The following is a 17589-nucleotide window of genomic DNA, read 5'->3' on the forward strand; positions in this document are numbered from 1 at the left end:
TCAGGCTGTTGTCAGGTTCGAGCTGTAGTATCTTGATTTCAGGGCTGGGTCAGAGGTGAACAATGCGGGTTCTTTTGGTGGAGGATACGGCGGGATTGGGCGAGGCGGTCCGGGATCAGATTGCGGACGACGGCCACGCCGTGGACTGGGTGCAAACTCTGCGCTTTGCTGAGGCGAGTATCAGGACCACAGCCTACGACCTGATTCTGCTGGACCTGATGCTGCCCGACGGCCATGGCTTCGGCTTTTTGCGAACGATCCGGGCTACCGGAATAACAACACCGGTGATCATTCTGACCGCCAGGGATCAGGTGTCTGACCGGATTGAAGGATTGAATGCCGGTGCTGACGACTACCTGGTCAAACCCTTTGATCTTTCGGAGTTGTCGGCCCGCGTGGCCGCGGTGGCTCGCCGATATCGCGGCAATCCAAGCCCGATCATACAAGTGGGCGAGCTGATGATTGATCTTGGCGATCACCGCATCAGTCGCAACGGCCTGCCGGTAGAACTTACGGCACGGGAGTGGGCATTGTTTGAGGGCTTTATCCAGCGACCCGGAATGCTGTTATCGCGATCGCAACTGGAGGATCGTCTATACGCTTTCGGGGCCGAAATCGAAAGTAACACCATCGAAGTTTATGTCAGCCGTCTGCGTAAAAAGCTGGGGCGGGACGCTATCGTAACCGTCAGGGGAATGGGCTATCGCCTGGAAACACATGACCACTAGAACCAGCCTGCAAAAAACACTCGGTATCGGCCTGACACTCGGTGTCACCCTACTCTGGCTGTTGGGCGTGACCGCTTCGGGACTGGTGGCACAGCATGAAATGAACGAGGTCTTCGACAGTGCCCTGGAAGAAACCGCCCAGCGCATACTGCCACTGGCGGTCACCGACATCCTGAACCGTGAGAACGGCGCGGGCAATCAAAAGGCCCCAGCCCTGAAAGACCATGACGAATACCTGACCTATCTGGTACGGGACGAAGCTGGAAATATTCTGCTCCAGTCCCACGATGCCGACCCTGGCGTGTTTAGCAGGACCCCCGCGGAAGGGTTTTCAGATACTCTGACCCACCGGCTATATGGCGTATCTGCAGTCAGCTATACCATCTATCTTGAAGTGGCCGAACCCTTGGCGCACCGGCGTGAATCCGCTCTGGAGGCGGGATTAGCCTTACTGTTGCCTTTACTGGTGCTGATTCCGGTCAGCCTGTTGGGTGTCTGGTGGATTGTCCGGCTTTCCCTTCGTAAGGTGGTCGATTTTCAGCAAGACATTGAATCCCGCGGCGCGGGAGATCTGTCCCCTGTTGTAGAAGAGCAGTTACCCCGTGAATTTGAACCAATCGCCGGTGCCATCAACCGGCTGCTTGAGCGTTTGCATCGTGCTCTCGAATCAGAACGCAGCTTTACCGCCAACAGTGCCCATGAACTGCGAACTCCCCTGGCAACAGCGCTTGCCAAAGTGCAGCGACTGAAAACCAGAATGCCCGATGATTATCTCAAGAATGATGTTGCAGAAATTGAAGAAGCGTTACGCAGTCTCTCGGTGCTGTCCGGAAAACTGCTCGAGTTGGCAAAAGCAGAAGGTGGCGGTGCACTCTCACAAAGCCAGCAGGATCTTGTGCCCATCCTCGCGATGATTGCCCGGGATTTTGAGGCCCAGGCACCCGGGCGAGTTGTTTTATCCCTGCCGGAGCGCGAAGTGAACTCCTTTCTTGATCCCGATGCCTTCGCCATCCTGGTGCGTAACCTGATCGAGAATGCCCTTAAGCATGGTTCCCGTAGCGAGCCGGTGAAGATCAACCTGAACGATAATGGGGTTTTAAGGGTCTGCAATGGCGGTGCAAGAGTGCCACCGGAACAGCTCGCTCTTTTAAGAAACCGGTTTGCACGCGCCAAAACGGACGCTGCAGGTTCTGGCCTGGGCCTCGCGATTGCCGATGCGATTGCTAAAGGTGCCGGCATGACCCTGCATCTCAGATCGCCGGCAACAGGACGGCAGGATGGTTTTGAAGCGGAGCTGAATCTGGCATGTATCTGACACTCACCGACATTGTGCTGCTGACGAGCATCATTCAATCGCTGGCTCTTGCCGTTTTTCTCCTACTTCCATCCAACAGTGGGCTCATATCTAACCGACTCCTGGTTGCCACTCTGGTGTTCTTCGCCGCCGGGCTGGGAGAGATCTTCCTCTATGGCAGCGGGCTTGCGCTCCAGTACCCAAACTTCGCCTACCTCGGAACACTCATCGGACTTCTACAAGCCGGCACGCTCTATCTATATGCGCAATCGCTGATGTATCAGAATTTCCAGTTACGCGGGAAGCATCTCGTGCACACGTTGCTCTTCTGGGTGGTCGGCGCAATTTTTCTGATTGAATATTATTTACAGCCAAGCGAGACCAAAGTTCAGATTCTGCTTGAACGGGACCACCCGGGCGTACTTACCTCTCCCCTTCTTGCAGTCGCTATTCACGCGGTCTTTCTGGGCTACCTGTACGCGACTATTCGTGCGATTAACCGTTTCGGCCTTGGTATTCGACAGATTTTCTCGAGTATTGAAAACAAACAACTTGCGTGGTTACGGACGCTTCTGATCGGCTATGCAGTGGCTTGGACCGTGAGCATGATGTACTGCCTTACAGCGCATGTGTTTAGAAGCGTGCCTGGAACCGAGTGGGTGGCCGGCGCTGGCGCTGTAACGGGCTTCATTTTCATCAATTTTCTGATGATAAACTCTCTTCGCCAACCCGTTGTTTTCTATGGATTGGCAGCAGACCAGGCCGCCTTGCTGGAAGAAGAGCCCACGCCGCAGTTTGATCAAACTTTAAAGGTCAGGCTCCAACAGTTAATGCACCAGGAAAAGCCCCACTTGCACCCCAACCTGACCCTGGAACAACTTTCACGGAAATTGGGCGCCCCTTCAAGAGAGGTTTCACGGGCCATTAACCAAGGCTTTGGCTGCAATTTCTTTGAGTTCGTCAGTCGCTATCGCATCGACGAGGCGAAATCGCGCCTGGCCGATGCAGCCAATCAGGCAAATATTCTGCAAACTATGTATGACTCTGGCTTCAACTCGAAGTCCGTATTCAACACTGCTTTCAAGAAAGAGACAGGATTTACCCCCAGTGAATATCGCCGACGAGCCCTGCAGGGCGATATCCGACCCTAGCCACGATCCTGAACCTGGCTACCCGGCGTTCGAGTACGCTCTCACCCGATACTGAAACCTCTATCCTTTTGAATTATATATTTTATTTCCAAACCATGGAATCGGTTCGGTTTCGTACCTGAGAACGCTTCTTTGACCTCCCTTCCGTACTCTGATTGCCAAGCGCCACCAAACCCGGTGCTCGTGAAGCTCAACGCACTATGAGGAGGTCATGTATGAAAACCAAATTACGCAAAACCACTGTTCCCGCAGTGGCCGCAGCAATCTTCAGCCTGATGTTTGCCGGTAGCACCCAAGCTCATTGTGATGCTCTGGACGGTCCCGTGATTACCGAAGCCCGTGCGGCACTGGAGTCAGGCAATGTTAAGCCCTTGCTCAAATGGGTGCCGGCAAAGGATGAGGCCGAAATCAAAAGGGTATTCGCCGATGTGCGCCAAGTCCGCGGGCAAAGCGAAACTGCGAAAAACATTGCCGATCAGCATCTGTTCTCGACGCTCGTTGAGGTTCATCGTGCCTCCGAAGGCGCACCCTTTACCGGCATCAAGCCTTCCGGACAGATTGATCCGGGTTTAATGGCGGCGGATGCGGCGTTGGAAAACGGGCAAATTGATCGCCTCGTGGCAAATATAACCCGCAAGATCGAGAACGGTATTCGTGAGCGTTATCATGAGGCTCAGCGTGCAAGGGCCATGGCTGATCAAAGCGGCGATAAGGGGCGTGCCTTTGTCGCTGACTACGTCAATTACATTCACTATATAGAGGGCGTGCATGGCGCTGCTGGAGGGCAGGGGCACTAATTCCTATCTTCACGCAGACGCAAAGCAGGCTGACGGCCTGCTTTGCCGTTGTATTCATTTCCAGTTTCGCCTTCGGCTGAATTGGTACCATCATTCTATTAAGGCGCATCAAAAAACATAAATGAAGCCAACACCAATCTCCGCTTCATAATCATTCCGGGATATCGGGCTATCTGAGACGTCACTCCCATAAACTTCGTAAAGAGCTTCGCCGAAGATCTGCCAGTTCTTATTCAGGTAGTTCCGGTAATTAACATTGACCCCCGTCGAACGATACCCGCTATCAACGTCGGTTTCTGGAAGACCTGAGTCTATCGATTGCCGGGTGTTCACACCAAAGTCCCGGTTGGCTAACTTGCCATCGTGGAACGTTGCAGCCGCGCCAATTTCCCATCCAGTGCCATCAGGCTGGCAAGCCAGGCAGGTTCCTGCGCCGAAAATCCCCAACGTACCGATCTCTCCCGCTGAAACACGACCATCCAGGAAGTAACGCCAGTTTTCTGCAAGAGCGTAACGCACCTCAAGCAACATTGCCGCTCCAGAACTTGATTCACCCAGGCCATCCAGTCTGCCATCCTCGGAATCACCCTCTTCCCGGCCTTCTTCGTAGCCTACCGAGGCTTGAATCAACCACGCATCCCTGGCCAGTGTTCGCCACCCAATGGCCTCACCTGCCCAGAAAAAAAGGTGGTCACCCGTTCGCCACTGAACACCCCCAGCCGGATCGACCTCAAGCTCGAACTCGTCTGAACCCTCATAAGCCGTCTCATACTCAACGCCCAGGCCAAGCCCAACACCCCAGCCATCGCCATCGGTAAAATCAACGACAGAGGGAAGCGGAACCAGAGGGGTTCTCGTCTCCGTCGCATTTACCAACCCAAAACAAGAAATTGCGCCAAGAAATGTGGCGGTTTGCAGAACTGCTTTTATCATGGTTTTTCCCCCATCAAATCGTGAGGGGTTATACGGCGTACGCTTCATTATGGATGCATATTTTAGAGAGGCTGCCGGGCCATAAACCCGGCATTCAAATATCTATTACCCCAGTTTTACGTTCATGGTGATTTCTGCAGTGAATACCGTTTGCCCGTCTTCGTCGATGACAGAAACCGGAACGATTTTTTGTCCCGCACTATCCCAGTCAATTCCTTCTCCGTTTGCGATCGCGCGCAGGTCGGTTTTCGCTTTGGCCAGGTAATTCACGCTCATTGACTGAGGAATCCATCGGGCACCGCTCGGAATTGTCGCATCAGTCATCAGGCCAGCGACTAACTCGGCGGCGTTGCACATGGCAATGGCGTGGACCGTTCCCAGGTGGTTTGTGATTTCCTTCCTGAATGGCACCTTCGCCTCGGCGTAGCCTTGCTTCAATTCGACAAGCGTTGGCTGGATAGTGCTGAAGTACGGCGCTTGCTGACACATCATGCTGGAAAAACTTTCGGCACCAAAGGCGTTGAATGCTGCGAGTGCTTGGCTCATAAATCGTGATCTCCATGATATTTGGTAGCGACAAGTTACTAAACAGAATATCATTCTGTAAAAGAATAATGTTCTGTTTATGGAGAGGCTGTCAAGGAGTAAACTGCCGTATTAATCGATACAGGAATGAGCAAGAGCCCTTTATGCCTGACGACGATATTCTCGAAAAGCCGTTCCCAGGGCGCAGATCTGCGCTGAAGCGGAACATTCTTGAGAACGCCCTGGCTTGCTTCAATGAGCTTGGCGTGGAAGCCACGACCATCGACACCATCAAGGTTCGGTGTGGCGCCAGTGTTGGTGCTATCTACCATCATTTCGGAAACAAAGAAGGCATTCTGAGCGCCCTATTCTTCTGTGCGCAGGATAATCAGAGAGCGAAACTGACATCAGCTCTGGAGACGGCGAAAACACTGAAAGAAGCTGTCCACCTCATCGTTAAAAGTTATGTGGACTGGGTAACGAGTTACCCGGAGTGGGCTCGTTTCCTTTTTCAGGCTCGATCCGCTGTGGCTAAAGGGCCACATCAGCAGCAACTCAGAGAGCGCAATATTGAAAACTACCGTGAGCTGAGGGAGCTGTTATTCAGGCTGGATTCCGGCGCGAATGAGATTATTCAATGCCAGGAATTACTTCCATCTCTGATCATCGGGCCGGCGGAGAACTTTTGCAGGGCCTGGCTTTCCGGGCGGATCCAGACGTCACCCCTCGAGTATCGGGAACAGTTTGCGGAATCGGCCTGGCGGTCCATTCATAGGTAAGGGCCTGATAATGGCGTTGGAGTCGGGCAGTACCCCGCCCTTATATACATGCTCAGTAGCCTGCGACCGACGAAAGGCTTAGAATCCTGCCCTGACTATTCTCCGGCCTTTCTGGCCGATGCTTCTCATTACCGTATCAGGATCTGCCGATGTCTGACCCCTCCTAGTCGCATTAAAGGAGCACCCTCACATCATCGAAGACCGGTCTGAAACGGCAGAAAAACTTGCCGCCCAATCATTCATCCTATTGTACTTGGCAGTACTCATTGATTTTTTAAATAGAAATTAGAAAAATCAATATAACCATATGTTTTTAATGAAAATATTGGATAACACAATATTGTGAGTCTGTTTGGTAAGTAGGCTGACGAAGTGGCCAAAGGCAAGTATCATCAGTCCATCGCCTTTCTTTAGGCGATAAAAAACCCCAGGACCGAAGCCCTGAGGTTTTACCAAGCGGTAGGGGCCTTCCGCCAAGAATAACCCCCTACCTATATCCACACAGCCAGTAAGACTGATGGGTTGAGAATAGTACAAAACGAGACGCTTGTATGCCAATACCCTTTGGATCTATCGTCCCGTGATCGTAACGCCTCTTACCGTCACCTCACTGGCTATCTCGTACAGGAGATCAGCCATGGTCATCAGACCCGCTGTCTACGTTCGAGCCTACTTCCGAATGGTCAACGGCACGCTTCAGCGTGTTTGCGCCCATTTCCGGAGTTGGCCAAACCGCTAAATGAGGATGATGCCGAGGGCATCCCTGGGCATCGCTAGAATCTTTTCATTGATGTGAGGTGACGCATGTCCAAAAAATACCGAAGCGCTGTAACAGGCCGTTATGTAACCGAGACCTTTGCCAAGAAACACCCGCGGGAAACCGTCGGTGAAAAGAGTAAACCGTCTCGGAAGAAAAAATAACGAAGTCGGCACAAGGACGTGCCCTGGAACCCGCTTCAGGCTCTGGTGGTCTCCCAAGTACACTGCGCATAATCGGCGTTACGTTAAGGTCGCAAAGCGAATATTCGCGTAACGCAATGGAATGGCCTCTGCTTGGGGTTATGGGAAGTCAGTAGTTGCGGGGTAAGTCCACCACCGTTTTAGAAATTCCATGGAAACGGGGTGGCCCCGTGTGCGTCCAATTTCATGAGCTTTTCGAATCGAGCGCTGGCATTCACCAATAGTCACTCGTCGATGTTTTAGTGAGAAATGACTCCTCAAGATAATCAAGAAACAATGAGATTCGTGTTGCGAGCCGCGCTTTCTGTAGGTAGACAGCGTAAATGTCGGCAGCAGGCGTTTCATACTCTGGAAGCACCAATTCCAGCTCACCGCTTCTCAAATGCTTAGCAAGGTCCCACTGGGCTCGCATCAACAAGCCATGTCCCTCAATTGCCCATTGAAGAGCGACATGCCCGTCATTTGTGCTTAACTTCACCGGCACTCGAATCGCTTGAGTTTGATCATCTTTCGTTAAACGCCAGAGGCTGGCCGTTTCATCATTTTGACGTAGCGCAATCGCCTGATGGTTACTCAGATCCTGAGGCACGACTGGACGCCCAACTCTATCGAGATATTTTGGACTTGCACTAATAAAACGTCTGTTCGGAGCTATCTTCCGAGCAATTAACCGTGAGTCTGGAACGTCGCCAAAGCGAATTGCTATATCAGTTGCGTCGTCAGGTGGTGATACATGCTTGTCGCTTAAAGTTAGCCGAACTGCCAAATTCGGATATGTGGTGACAAACTCAGATACAAGCGGGGCGATGTATTTTCTACCAAAACCAAGCGGTGCATGGATATTCAACTGGCCGGCCGGTGCTCCTGACTGGTTTCGTATGACATCCTGCATTTCCTCTATCTTGGAAAGGATGCTTTGGGCATATTCAAGATAAATCTCACCTTCTGGTGTCAATGAAATGCGCCTGGTTGTCCGATTAACCAGCTTCACTCCTATCTGATCTTCTATCTGAGCCAAGCGTTTGGTAGCCGCTGGAGGAGATAGATCCAGCTCCTGAGCCGCCCCGGATATGGAGCGTTTCTGTGCAAGGCTTACAAAAAACCGCATCGAATCGTCAGCCGTCATTATTAACCTTTACGAACAAGTGTTTTTACTTTTTGTGAACCTTAAGCCAGTTTCCACATTCTATGATCACCTTACAACCCATCCGGTTACTCCATAAGGCGAAATCGGAACACTGTAAGAAGAGGATAGAAGCGTGGAGAAAGAAGCTGAAGTTCAGTCTTTAACCGACATTCTTGCGAAATTCACGGCCTACATCGGAAAACGTCTGCCAACCGACGTGAAAGATAAACAGGCCGAGTTGCGCGCCAAAGAAACCAATCCCATGGCAATTGAGATTTTCGACGTGATGGCCGAAAACCAAGATGCCGCAGACAAGCTTGATCGGCCAAGCTGCCAGGACACTGGTGTAATTCAGTATTTTATCCAGGCCGGATCGTCTTTCCCTTTGCTTGGTGAGCTCGAATCCATTCTGGAAGGAGCAACCATAGGTGCAACTGAAATTGGTCCTCTTCGCCACAACGCGGTCGAGGCATTTGTTGAGAAAAACACGGGTACAAATACAGGTTCGAAAATTCCATGGCTCGATTGGGAAATTCTTCCGGGAAAAGACCATGTGATTATTGATGTTTACATGGCCGGCGGTGGATGCACGCTACCCGGAGCATCGACGGTATTGATGCCAGGTCAAGGCTACGAAGGTGTGGCCGAGTTCGTTCTTGATGTAATGACCTCCCGAGGCTTGAACGCTTGCCCCCCTCTCCTAGTTGGCGTTGGTGTGTCGACATCCGCTGAGACGGCTGCTCGATTGTCCAAAAAGGCGATTCTCAAACCAGTTACCGCTCGCAATACAAACGAACAGGCAGCGCTCCTTGAGGAGCTTCTGGCAGAGGGCATCAATGATTTGGGCATTGGTCCGCAAGGTCTAACCGGCGACAACACCGTGATGGGAGTAAATATTGAGTGGTCTGCTCGTCACCCCTCAACAATTGGCGTTGCCGTTTCAACTGGTTGCTGGGCTCACCGCCGCGGCCAAATCAAGATCAACGCAGACCTTTCCTACGAAATCATCTCTCATCAGGACGTCAAGCTATGAAAAAGGTATTAAAAACCCCTATTTCCATCGAAGACCTAGAAGCGCTGAAGGTAGGTGACATTGTTTACCTCGATGGAACCCTTGTCACCTGCAGGGATGTGGCTCACCGGCGTCTAATTGAATATGGACAGGAACTCCCGGTTGATCTTGCCGGTGGCGCAATTTTTCACGCAGGCCCAATCGTTCGAGAAAAAGATGACGGTAGCTACGAAATGGTCTCAATTGGACCAACTACCAGTATGCGAATGGAGAAGTTTGAGCGCGAGTTCATAAAAAAGACTGGCGTCAGGCTGATTATCGGTAAAGGAGGAATGGGTCCGGAAACAGCCGCTGGATGCTTAGAAAACAAGGCGGTTCATGCGGTCTTTCCAGGCGGCTGTGCAGTTGTCGCCGCAACGAAGGTTGAAGCGATAGAAGGTGCTGAATGGAAGGACTTAGGTATGCCAGAGACACTCTGGATAAACCGAGTAAAAGGCTTTGGCCCTCTGATTATTTCGATTGATACCCACGGCAACAACCTATTCGAAACAAACAAAAAAACATACAACGAGCGAAAGTCCTCAGTACTAGAACGAATCAGCGAGCAGGTTAAGTTCATAAAATAAGCTACCTCGTTAATCGATCTAGATATCAAGGTTAATTCCTAACGAAGCAATATCTAAAAACAAATAAGTATTGGAGATTGTCATGAAAACAATTAAAACCTTTGTTCTTTCTGTGGCTCTAGTAGCCGCATCATCTTCCCTGTTTGCGGAAGACAAATCCGCGTGGCCGGAGAGCTTTACAGTAGGCACTGGGTCACAAGGTGGCGCATATTTTGGGTACGGCACCGCTTGGGCAAACATTGTATCTGAACAAACAGGCGTAACGGGTGGTGCTGAAGTAACCGGAGGCCCCATGCAAAACATGGCCTTAGTTCATACAGGCGATAACCATTTCGGCATGACAACCATGGGCCCTGCAAGAGAATCGCTTGAGGGGAATAATGCCATAGCACCAGGAATACAATTGGACAATGCCTGTGCAATGTTTCCCATGTACCAGACGCCGTTCTCTATCACTGCATTGACGTCATCTGGCATTACTTCCATCTCAGACATTCCCGATGGCGCCGTCATTGGGTTTGGTCCAGCAGGATCTACCTCTGATACCTATTTCCCACGTATGTTGGCAGCACTAGGCCTTAAATTTGAGCGCCGAAACGGAGGGTGGTCAGATCTTGGCGGGCAAGTTCAGGACGGACTGCTTGACGTGGTTGCATTTGCAGCTGGTGTGCCAGTTCCAGCAGTCAGTCAGCTTGAGGTACAAACTGATATCAACATTATTGAGTTTACCGAAGAAGAACAAGCAAAAATTATCGACGCCCTTCCTGTGAGTGACTACGAAATCCCAGCTAGCGTATACAAGAGCCTTGAAACTCCAGCTCGCTCTGTCGCTATGTGGAACTTTGCAATAGCAAATTGCGATCTCCCAGAGTCGTTTGTATACGAAGCTGTAAAAGCAGTGATGAGTGACAATGAGCGCATGGTTCAAGCCCACAAAGGAGCTCGCACCACACTGGCAAAGCACTGGGATAAGAATACCTTCCTGCCATGGCACCCTGGAGCTGCGCGCTGGTTTAATGAAAATGGGGGCAGCATTTCTCCGAATTTAATTCATAACTAATTAGATTTTTGCGTGGCATCTTGGTTTTTTTGGGTGCCACGCGTTTTAAACATTAATGTGGCGCTAAATCAAGCAAAGGTCTAGTCATGAATAACGACAAGAATTTGGCTCAGAAGCCAGACCACCTTATCGCCCAAGGGGTGGATGATGAACCAGTAGAGTCGAATCTACGACTCTTTAAAGGGCGCTCCTATCAAATCGTAACGCTCATTGCGGTGGTGTATGCAGCATTTCATATGCTCGCCTTAAACGGAATAGGTATTAAGGCAATGACGGGCGGCTTGGTCGACATTCCATTTCTACCCGACTTCCCCATTGAAACCTGGAACTTCCGTATTGCACACGTCGCAGGCGCATTGATACTCGGCTTCTTAATGTTCTCGGCGACGGGATTCGCTGACGGTCAGAAGCCCAGTTCGAGAGCAATTCGTGTCGCGGCCTATCCATTGTTGATTTGCGGGCTATTTTCGCTCGGCATGGCTTTTTATTTTGCATGGGAGATCGCTTCTGGATCTAACTGGAATGGAATAAACAAAAACATCAGATTCAATGAAATATGGCTGTATGGCGCCCCATTATGGGGAGCAACAGGAGGCTCTATCATCCTCTCATGGTTTGATAAACAAAGCCGTGGTAGGTTCGCTCCACACGATTTTGTCCTCGTAGTATCTACGCTTGCCGTTGCAGTCTATTTAATTACGATTTATGGCACACAGATGAGAAATTCAACTGGAACTGCCTTTGCTCCAGTTGGTATCTCTATGGCGGCCGTTGCCGGAACAGCGTTGATAATGGAACTCACGCGACGCGTGGCAGGTATGGCCTTGGTTGTGATTGCCACCGTGTTCTTGATTTACGTGTTTATCGGTGAATTTCTACCCAGCTTTCTTAACTCACCCGCTATTACTTGGGAGCGCTTTTTCAGCCAGGTATACACTGACGCCGGCGTATTGGGCCCAACCACTGCTGTATCTTCAACCTACATCATTCTATTCATAATTTTTGCGGCATTTTTGCAAGCATCCAAAGTTGGCGATTATTTCGTGAACTTCGCCTTTGCGATAGCAGGTAAGGCCCGGGGGGGGCCAGCGAAGGTCGCCATTTTTGCATCGGGCCTCATGGGCATGATCAATGGCACGTCTGCCGGCAATGTTGTTGCGACCGGCTCATTAACGATTCCGTTGATGAAAAAGGTCGGGTACGAGAAGAACACAGCCGGTGCGATCGAAGCTGCTGCATCGACAGGTGGTCAAATTATGCCGCCAATTATGGGTGCCGGTGCATTCATTATGGCTGAAGTGACGGGAATTCCGTATTCGGATATTGCCATCGCAGCGATCATTCCGGCCATTCTCTACTTTGTCTCGATTTTCTTTATGGTTGACTTTGAAGCGGCCAAATTAGGCATGAAGGGAATGCGAAAAGAAGAGTTACCCCGCGTTTCCAACATGGTGCGCCAAGTGTACCTGTTTGTTCCAATCTTGATCTTGATTGTGGCACTTTTTATGGGATATTCGGTAATCCGTGCGGGCACCCTGGCTACAATATCGGCAGCTGTCGTTAGTTGGTTTACTCCTTACAAAATGAATTTGAGAAGAGTCTACGGTGCGTTTGAAATCGCGGGGCACATGTCGATTCAAATTATTGCAGTCTGTGCATGCGCAGGCATTATAGTTGGTGTGATTTCGCTCACAGGTGTCGGCGCTCGTTTCTCCAATCTGCTCCTGAGCTTGGCTGATACGTCACAATTGCTGGCGCTTTTCTTTGCCATGTGTATCGCGATTCTTTTGGGTATGGGGATGCCAACTACAGCAGCCTACGCCGTAGCCGCATCAGTTGTAGCCCCGGGGTTGGTCGATTTAGGCATTCCATTGCTGACAGCGCATTTTTTCGTTTTCTATTTCGCGGTCGTGTCAGCGATCACACCTCCTGTGGCTCTGGCATCCTTCGCGGCGGCCGGGATTTCGGGAGCTAACCCTCTAAAAACGTCCCTAGCATCATTCAAAATTGGCATCGCGGCCTTTGTTGTACCGTTCATGTTTTTCTACAACGCTACACTACTAATGGAAGGTGAATGGTTACATGTACTTCGTTCAGGATTCACCGCTGTATTCGGTATTTTCTTGCTCGCATGTGCTGTTCAGGGGTGGTTTGTAGGAAATTGCGCAAGTTTCATTGTTCGCCTGACTTTGGCAGCCGCAGCTTTCCTAATGATTTCAGGTGGATTGATTACAGACTTGGTGGGTCTTGGAGTTGCAGGTGCAGTATTCATACTTCAGAAGATAGTGAACCGAGAATCTATTGTGGCTAGCGCCTGATCAGCAGTCCCTCTAATAGTCTAGTTGAGCTGATCTGTGCCGGAATATCTGTTTTACAGATCTTCGGCACAGATCAGCCACATCCAACCACTCAAGAGGTTAGCAGGTTCGCTTTATCCTCAGAAGGTATTCCATGACGGCATTTTCCAACCTTCTTAATGAAACTCAGAGCTACGAAATCTTAGCTTCAGTCCATTACCCAATCGCTGCCCGGATGGCAGTTGACCTCGGCTTCAAATATGGAATGGTAGGGGGATCCGTGGCTTCTTTGAGCATGTTGGGAACACCTGACCTTATGTTGCTCACCTCCACAGAGCTCTGCGACCTGGTAAAACGCACGAGCCAGTCATCGAGCTTGAAAATCATAGTGGACGGAGATGCGGGCTATGGAAATGCCCTCAATACGATGCGCACTGTCGTGGAGCTGGAAATGGCGGGAGCCACTGCCGTCACAATCGAGGATACGAATTTACCCATTGCGTACAGACAAACAAAGACCAAACTAATTTCGCAGCAGGAGCAAATTGATAAACTGTCCGCTGCGCTCGATGCCAGACGTTCTGATAGTTTCGGCATAATCGCGAGAACGCAGATCGTTTCTGGTGAAGACATTGGGGCGGTGGCAGAAAGAGTCTTTCAGTATTCTGAGGTTGGTGTCGATGGTATATGTCTCGCTGGCGTGAATGATCCCGAGCAGTTGGAGTTGATATCAAAAGCCAGCAGTAAGCCAAAGATGCTAATTAACTACGGTAGAAAAAATACACTCACGGAAGAGATGTACGCAAGGTTCAATATCAAGCTCCTCTTGAATGGTCATTCACCTTTTGAGTCATCAATTGTTGCCACCTATCACGCGTTGTCGGAATTGTCTGGCCGTACGCCTTCAGATAATGAACTTCATTATAAATCATTAATTGGACGGTACACAGAAGAAAGATGGTTTGATAGTTCACTGAAACGGTACTTGCGGATATTCGGATAGAATTAAGTAAAAGATTTTGAATCCCTATCTTTTCTAGTTCATGAACGTTCTTCCAAATCTCAAATACGAACTAAGTCATGGAATTGAACAATTGAAATATAATTGTTATTTAGCGATGGTAATTTTGCTGAACTTTAAACTGCGCATGAGGAAATAGGCCAGGAGTTTATAGTGGACCGATGTAAGTCCAGTTCGCTTCAATTTAGGATTGGAGGAGCCTGATCGAAACCCGAGGGTAATCATCGACTGGAGCTGGCAGCGTCTGCAGCACCCAGGGACGAAGGAGAAAAGTTACGCACTTAGATCTCAATGCTCTCAGCGATCTCCAGAGCATCTTCCACCTCAACACCAAGGTATCGCACGGTACTGGACATATTTGTGCGGCGTTTTTCAAGATAGTTGGCACTGTTTCTCCGTTTAAGCAGCGTCTTTTTCCACAATCGATTTTTCCGGATTCAGCGTCGTTGGCCCGACCGGTTCACAGTTCCTGATTGGACGTGTTCCCCAGCGGCCAGGAGTTCGTTCTCTGGCCTGTTCCAGCACTCGCTGACGCTGCGCCAGGATAGCCTTGTCCTGACCCTCATGCCGCTCCTGCGGGGTTACGAACCTCAATTTACTGTGCTTGTGTTCCGTGTTGTACCAGTTCACAAAGCCGTCTACCCAGCGTCGCGCGTCGTCCAGACTCTTAAAGCCAGCCGAGGGCCAGTCAGGGCGGTACTTCAGAGTCCGGAATAAGGATTCCGAGAATGCATTGTCATTGCTGACCCGAGGTCGGCTATACGAAGGCAGTACGCCCAGCTCTTCGAGCTTTGCCTTCATGGTCTGGGCCTTCATTGGGGCTCCGTTATCCGAGTGCAGCACCAGAGGCCGGTGGAGACACTTCTCCCGCAGCAGGCAACGTTGTAACAGTCCGGCGGCGTAGTCGCCGCTCTCAGCCTCATAGACCTCGTAACCCACGATCTTCCGGCTGTAGACGTCTTCAAACATGTACAGGTAGTAGAACTGCCCACGCACCGTCGAAGCCAGTAGAGTAAGAGGCAGGGCGTAGTCGAACTATCTCCCTGCCTCTCCTCTCCGAACCGGACGTGCACCTTTCAGCGCATCCGGCTCTCCGCTTAAACGCTGGCGAAGGCCATAGCAACTTCGGGAAAGCGAGAGGTCCACGTGTTTCTGGACTCTGTCCTCAGGTAGGGATTACCCTCTGGAAGACGCCAACGGAATCGCTTTTTCCCGTGACCGACGAGTCGGTACAGGATGGCTCCACTGAATAGCCCCTGATTGGTTTTGCCATACAGCACCCAAGTCTTACTTTGACCTGAAGCCGGGGCTTTGAACCAATGACGCATCAGCGGTTTGAGCCGGGAGCGATATTTGCGGCCCAGCCAATGGGCCAGTTTCCAGAACACGACACCATCGATGTAGCTGAAGACTTTCGCTTTGTAATCGACGAACTGGTAGAACGCCGCCCAGCCTTTCAGCTTTCGGTTGATGGATTCGACCATGTCGATTTTGCTTTCACTATAATTGCCTGACAGCTTGGCGGTTAAAGATGCTGCAAAGTTACGTGCCTTATCCCGGGGGATTGTCGTCACCACCCGCATGTCGCCATAGCGGCTCCGCTTGCGGATGATGCGATGCCCCAGGAACACGAAGCCGTCATTCACATGGGTAATCTTGGTCTTATCCATGTTCAGTGTCAGCTTGAGAGTTCCTTCCAGCATCTCCCGGCATTCTTCTCTAATCGCCTCTGCCTGGGCTTTGGTGCCCTTGACGATAACCACAAAGTCATCGGCATAGCGGCAGTAGGCGACGGCTGGCTTCCATTGTCGGTTCTCTCGGATGGCTGAGCTTCGACCGATTCGGATACTGTGGTTCCAGTACCATCGATCCTTTCGGGCCTTTTTGCCGAGGTAGCGCCTATTCAGGTACTGATCGAACTCATGCAACATGATATTCGATAGCAGTGGCGATATAACACCGCCCTGAGGTACGCCCTCACTTGCTGCCCGGAAAAGACCTGCATCAATATGACCGGCTTTTATGAATCGCCAGAGAAGGTTCAGGAACCGTCGGTCCCTGATTCTGCGACGTACAGCTTTCATCAGAAGCCGGTGATGCACGGTATCAAAGTAGCTGGACAGATCCCCTTCAATGACCCAGCGTCCGCGCGTTTCCTTATTGTCCGTCAGTTGCAGTTTCACTGTACGGATCGCGTGATGAACGCTCCGCTCCGGTCGGAACCCGTAGGAGAGCGTATGGAAGTCGCTTTCCCACATGGGTTCCATCGCCATTAACATGGCCCGTTGAACGATGCGGTCGCGTAGGGTCGGGATACCCAGTGGTCGTTGCTTGCCGTTGGCCTTTGGGATATACACCCTTCGGGCCGGTAACGGCTGGTAAACATCGGAGAGTAAATCACTCCTGATCTGTTGAAGAATAGCCGGCAGCCTGTCCTGCACAGTCAGCTTGATCTCTCCGTCTATCCCGGGCGTGTCTGCCCCTTTGGAAGACAGAGTGACCCGAGCCGCTTCTGCGAGCCAGTCAGGCTGTGCTATCAGGCGCAACAACCTGTCCACCCGGCGGGTGGGGTCGGTTGTTGTCCAGGTCGCTAGCTTGCGTTGCATTTCGCTGATTATCAAAGGTCTTCACCTTGTTTGGTCAGGTAGTTTGCTTGGCAAACACGTTTAAACTGCTCCCCTTCGCCATGTAATGGGCTTTCCCCATCGCGGACTACTACGGGAGCTCCGCCAGTCAACTTGGCATCGGGGTCATGCCCCCTTGGCATCCAATATTGACCTTCCCCGGTTTACCTATCTGGACTCCAGCATGCTGAGGAGGCTGCCCATCGCACTCTTTACCCTTGCTTGCCGCAAGTTGACAGGAAGCAGCAGTCCAATCTGTGATGGATACTGCTGAACCGAAGCCCGAGCTACCAATTTGGACTTCTTCGTTTGGCAGCGCCTATGCGTCATGCTGCCCAACCTTCCCGTACGGCTTATCAGGTCACGTAAGCCGTGGTGACATTTCAACCCACAGAGGCGGATGAATGGGTTCATGTTCTTCAGCCTTTCAGCACTCAGCCTTGAGGATCATCTTGGCTTAGTGACCTCGCCTCAATCCCCGTTGTCAGCGGGTTACATCACCCTGCGGGCATACCGCAGGTCACTGCCGCTCAGGCTCACCACCCTCACAGTGGGTGGGATTGATTGGTTACTTCCTCCTGAATTACCGGTTCAATATTCCAGATAGACTCGTGGTCCATTTGAGCTTCCATGCTCGCCCTGGACTCCGGGCACAC

At 51.1% G+C, this 17589-nt stretch carries 14 protein-coding genes and 1 pseudogene; 10 read left to right on the forward strand and 5 right to left on the reverse strand.

Going from position 1 to position 17589, the window contains the following annotated elements; genetic code table 11:
- Positions 1–62: 62 nt before the first annotated feature.
- The 4 genes from B9Q17_RS15930 to B9Q17_RS15945 all read left to right on the forward strand — a co-directional run bounded on the left by B9Q17_RS15930 (position 63) and on the right by B9Q17_RS15945 (position 3970).
- A complete protein-coding gene (locus tag B9Q17_RS15930) occupies positions 63–728 on the forward strand; it encodes a response regulator (protein ID WP_011786648.1) in 666 nt (221 codons plus the stop codon).
- Positions 718–2043, forward strand: a complete 1326-nt coding sequence (locus B9Q17_RS15935; protein WP_019677803.1) for an ATP-binding protein — start codon at positions 718–720, stop codon at positions 2041–2043. Before B9Q17_RS15930 ends, B9Q17_RS15935 begins: the two co-directional genes overlap by 11 nt.
- On the forward strand, positions 2034–3173 hold the full coding sequence (locus B9Q17_RS15940) for a helix-turn-helix domain-containing protein (RefSeq protein ID WP_094625967.1): 1140 nt from the start codon (positions 2034–2036) through the stop codon (positions 3171–3173). Before B9Q17_RS15935 ends, B9Q17_RS15940 begins: the two co-directional genes overlap by 10 nt.
- 215 nt (positions 3174–3388) lie before the next feature.
- Positions 3389–3970, forward strand: coding sequence for a DUF6448 family protein (locus tag B9Q17_RS15945; RefSeq protein ID WP_094625968.1), 582 nt, complete (start codon positions 3389–3391; stop codon positions 3968–3970).
- A 108-nt stretch (positions 3971–4078) separates the two neighbouring features.
- On the opposite strand, the gene B9Q17_RS15950 is transcribed toward B9Q17_RS15945, so the two are convergent.
- Both B9Q17_RS15950 and B9Q17_RS15955 read right to left on the reverse strand, forming a co-directional pair.
- A complete protein-coding gene (locus tag B9Q17_RS15950; RefSeq protein WP_094625969.1) occupies positions 4079–4903 on the reverse strand; it encodes a MipA/OmpV family protein in 825 nt (274 codons plus the stop codon).
- A gap of 105 nt (positions 4904–5008) precedes the next feature.
- Positions 5009–5449 (reverse strand): hotdog fold domain-containing protein, encoded by a 441-nt coding sequence (locus tag B9Q17_RS15955; protein ID WP_022989543.1) that lies wholly within the window; start codon positions 5447–5449, stop codon positions 5009–5011.
- A 143-nt stretch (positions 5450–5592) separates the two neighbouring features.
- Between B9Q17_RS15955 and B9Q17_RS15960 the strand changes: the two genes are divergently transcribed.
- The gene (locus tag B9Q17_RS15960; protein ID WP_022989544.1) at positions 5593–6207 is read left to right on the forward strand and encodes a TetR/AcrR family transcriptional regulator; all 615 of its coding nucleotides are present in this window, start codon (positions 5593–5595) and stop codon (positions 6205–6207) included.
- Between the two features lie 1174 nt (positions 6208–7381).
- Here B9Q17_RS15960 and B9Q17_RS15970 read toward each other — a convergent pair.
- Positions 7382–8293: a LysR family transcriptional regulator gene (locus tag B9Q17_RS15970; protein WP_008172798.1), complete on the reverse strand. Its 912-nt coding sequence runs from the start codon at positions 8291–8293 to the stop codon at positions 7382–7384.
- Positions 8294–8426: 133 nt separating this feature from the next.
- Here B9Q17_RS15970 and ttdA point away from each other — a divergent pair, with 133 nt between their 5' ends.
- The 5 genes from ttdA (at position 8427) to B9Q17_RS15995 (ending at position 14291) form a co-directional block, all read left to right on the forward strand.
- The gene (ttdA, locus tag B9Q17_RS15975; RefSeq protein WP_036211507.1) at positions 8427–9326 is read left to right on the forward strand and encodes a L(+)-tartrate dehydratase subunit alpha; all 900 of its coding nucleotides are present in this window, start codon (positions 8427–8429) and stop codon (positions 9324–9326) included.
- Positions 9323–9931, forward strand: coding sequence for a L(+)-tartrate dehydratase subunit beta (gene ttdB / locus B9Q17_RS15980; RefSeq protein WP_008172310.1), 609 nt, complete (start codon positions 9323–9325; stop codon positions 9929–9931). Before ttdA ends, ttdB begins: the two co-directional genes overlap by 4 nt.
- 82 nt (positions 9932–10013) lie before the next feature.
- Positions 10014–10991 carry a TAXI family TRAP transporter solute-binding subunit gene (locus B9Q17_RS15985; RefSeq protein ID WP_094625970.1) on the forward strand — a complete coding sequence of 326 codons (978 nt, stop codon included), beginning with the start codon at positions 10014–10016 and terminating at the stop codon, positions 10989–10991.
- Between the two features lie 86 nt (positions 10992–11077).
- Positions 11078–13309 carry a TRAP transporter permease gene (locus B9Q17_RS15990; protein WP_036211514.1) on the forward strand — a complete coding sequence of 744 codons (2232 nt, stop codon included), beginning with the start codon at positions 11078–11080 and terminating at the stop codon, positions 13307–13309.
- Between the two features lie 133 nt (positions 13310–13442).
- Positions 13443–14291: an isocitrate lyase/PEP mutase family protein gene (locus tag B9Q17_RS15995; protein ID WP_094625971.1), complete on the forward strand. Its 849-nt coding sequence runs from the start codon at positions 13443–13445 to the stop codon at positions 14289–14291.
- Positions 14292–14708: 417 nt separating this feature from the next.
- On the opposite strand, the pseudogene B9Q17_RS16000 reads toward B9Q17_RS15995, so the two are convergent.
- A pseudogene (locus tag B9Q17_RS16000) lies at positions 14709–15326 on the reverse strand (transposase); the annotation flags it as partial.
- Positions 15327–15406: 80 nt separating this feature from the next.
- Positions 15407–16930, reverse strand: a complete 1524-nt coding sequence (gene ltrA, locus B9Q17_RS16005; protein WP_094625972.1) for a group II intron reverse transcriptase/maturase — start codon at positions 16928–16930, stop codon at positions 15407–15409.
- Positions 16931–17589: the final 659 nt, after the last annotated feature.

The sequence above is a fragment of the Marinobacter vinifirmus genome, assembly GCF_002258215.1.
In the GTDB taxonomy this organism is placed as follows: domain Bacteria; phylum Pseudomonadota; class Gammaproteobacteria; order Pseudomonadales; family Oleiphilaceae; genus Marinobacter; species Marinobacter vinifirmus.

What these genes read in the sequence shown, in the direction of transcription:
- B9Q17_RS15930 (WP_011786648.1), top strand. Translation starts at nt 63, where the DNA reads ATGCGGGTTCTTTTGGTGGAGGATACGGCGGGATTGGGCGAGGCGGTC.
- B9Q17_RS15935 (WP_019677803.1), top strand. Translation starts at nt 718, where the DNA reads ATGACCACTAGAACCAGCCTGCAAAAAACACTCGGTATCGGCCTGACA.
- B9Q17_RS15940 (WP_094625967.1), top strand. Translation starts at nt 2,034, where the DNA reads ATGTATCTGACACTCACCGACATTGTGCTGCTGACGAGCATCATTCAA.
- B9Q17_RS15945 (WP_094625968.1), top strand. Translation starts at nt 3,389, where the DNA reads ATGAAAACCAAATTACGCAAAACCACTGTTCCCGCAGTGGCCGCAGCA.
- B9Q17_RS15950 (WP_094625969.1), bottom strand. Translation starts at nt 4,903, where the DNA reads ATGATAAAAGCAGTTCTGCAAACCGCCACATTTCTTGGCGCAATTTCT.
- B9Q17_RS15955 (WP_022989543.1), bottom strand. Translation starts at nt 5,449, where the DNA reads ATGAGCCAAGCACTCGCAGCATTCAACGCCTTTGGTGCCGAAAGTTTT.
- B9Q17_RS15960 (WP_022989544.1), top strand. Translation starts at nt 5,593, where the DNA reads ATGCCTGACGACGATATTCTCGAAAAGCCGTTCCCAGGGCGCAGATCT.
- B9Q17_RS15970 (WP_008172798.1), bottom strand. Translation starts at nt 8,293, where the DNA reads ATGACGGCTGACGATTCGATGCGGTTTTTTGTAAGCCTTGCACAGAAA.
- ttdB (WP_008172310.1), top strand. Translation starts at nt 9,323, where the DNA reads ATGAAAAAGGTATTAAAAACCCCTATTTCCATCGAAGACCTAGAAGCG.
- B9Q17_RS15985 (WP_094625970.1), top strand. Translation starts at nt 10,014, where the DNA reads ATGAAAACAATTAAAACCTTTGTTCTTTCTGTGGCTCTAGTAGCCGCA.
- B9Q17_RS15990 (WP_036211514.1), top strand. Translation starts at nt 11,078, where the DNA reads ATGAATAACGACAAGAATTTGGCTCAGAAGCCAGACCACCTTATCGCC.
- B9Q17_RS15995 (WP_094625971.1), top strand. Translation starts at nt 13,443, where the DNA reads ATGACGGCATTTTCCAACCTTCTTAATGAAACTCAGAGCTACGAAATC.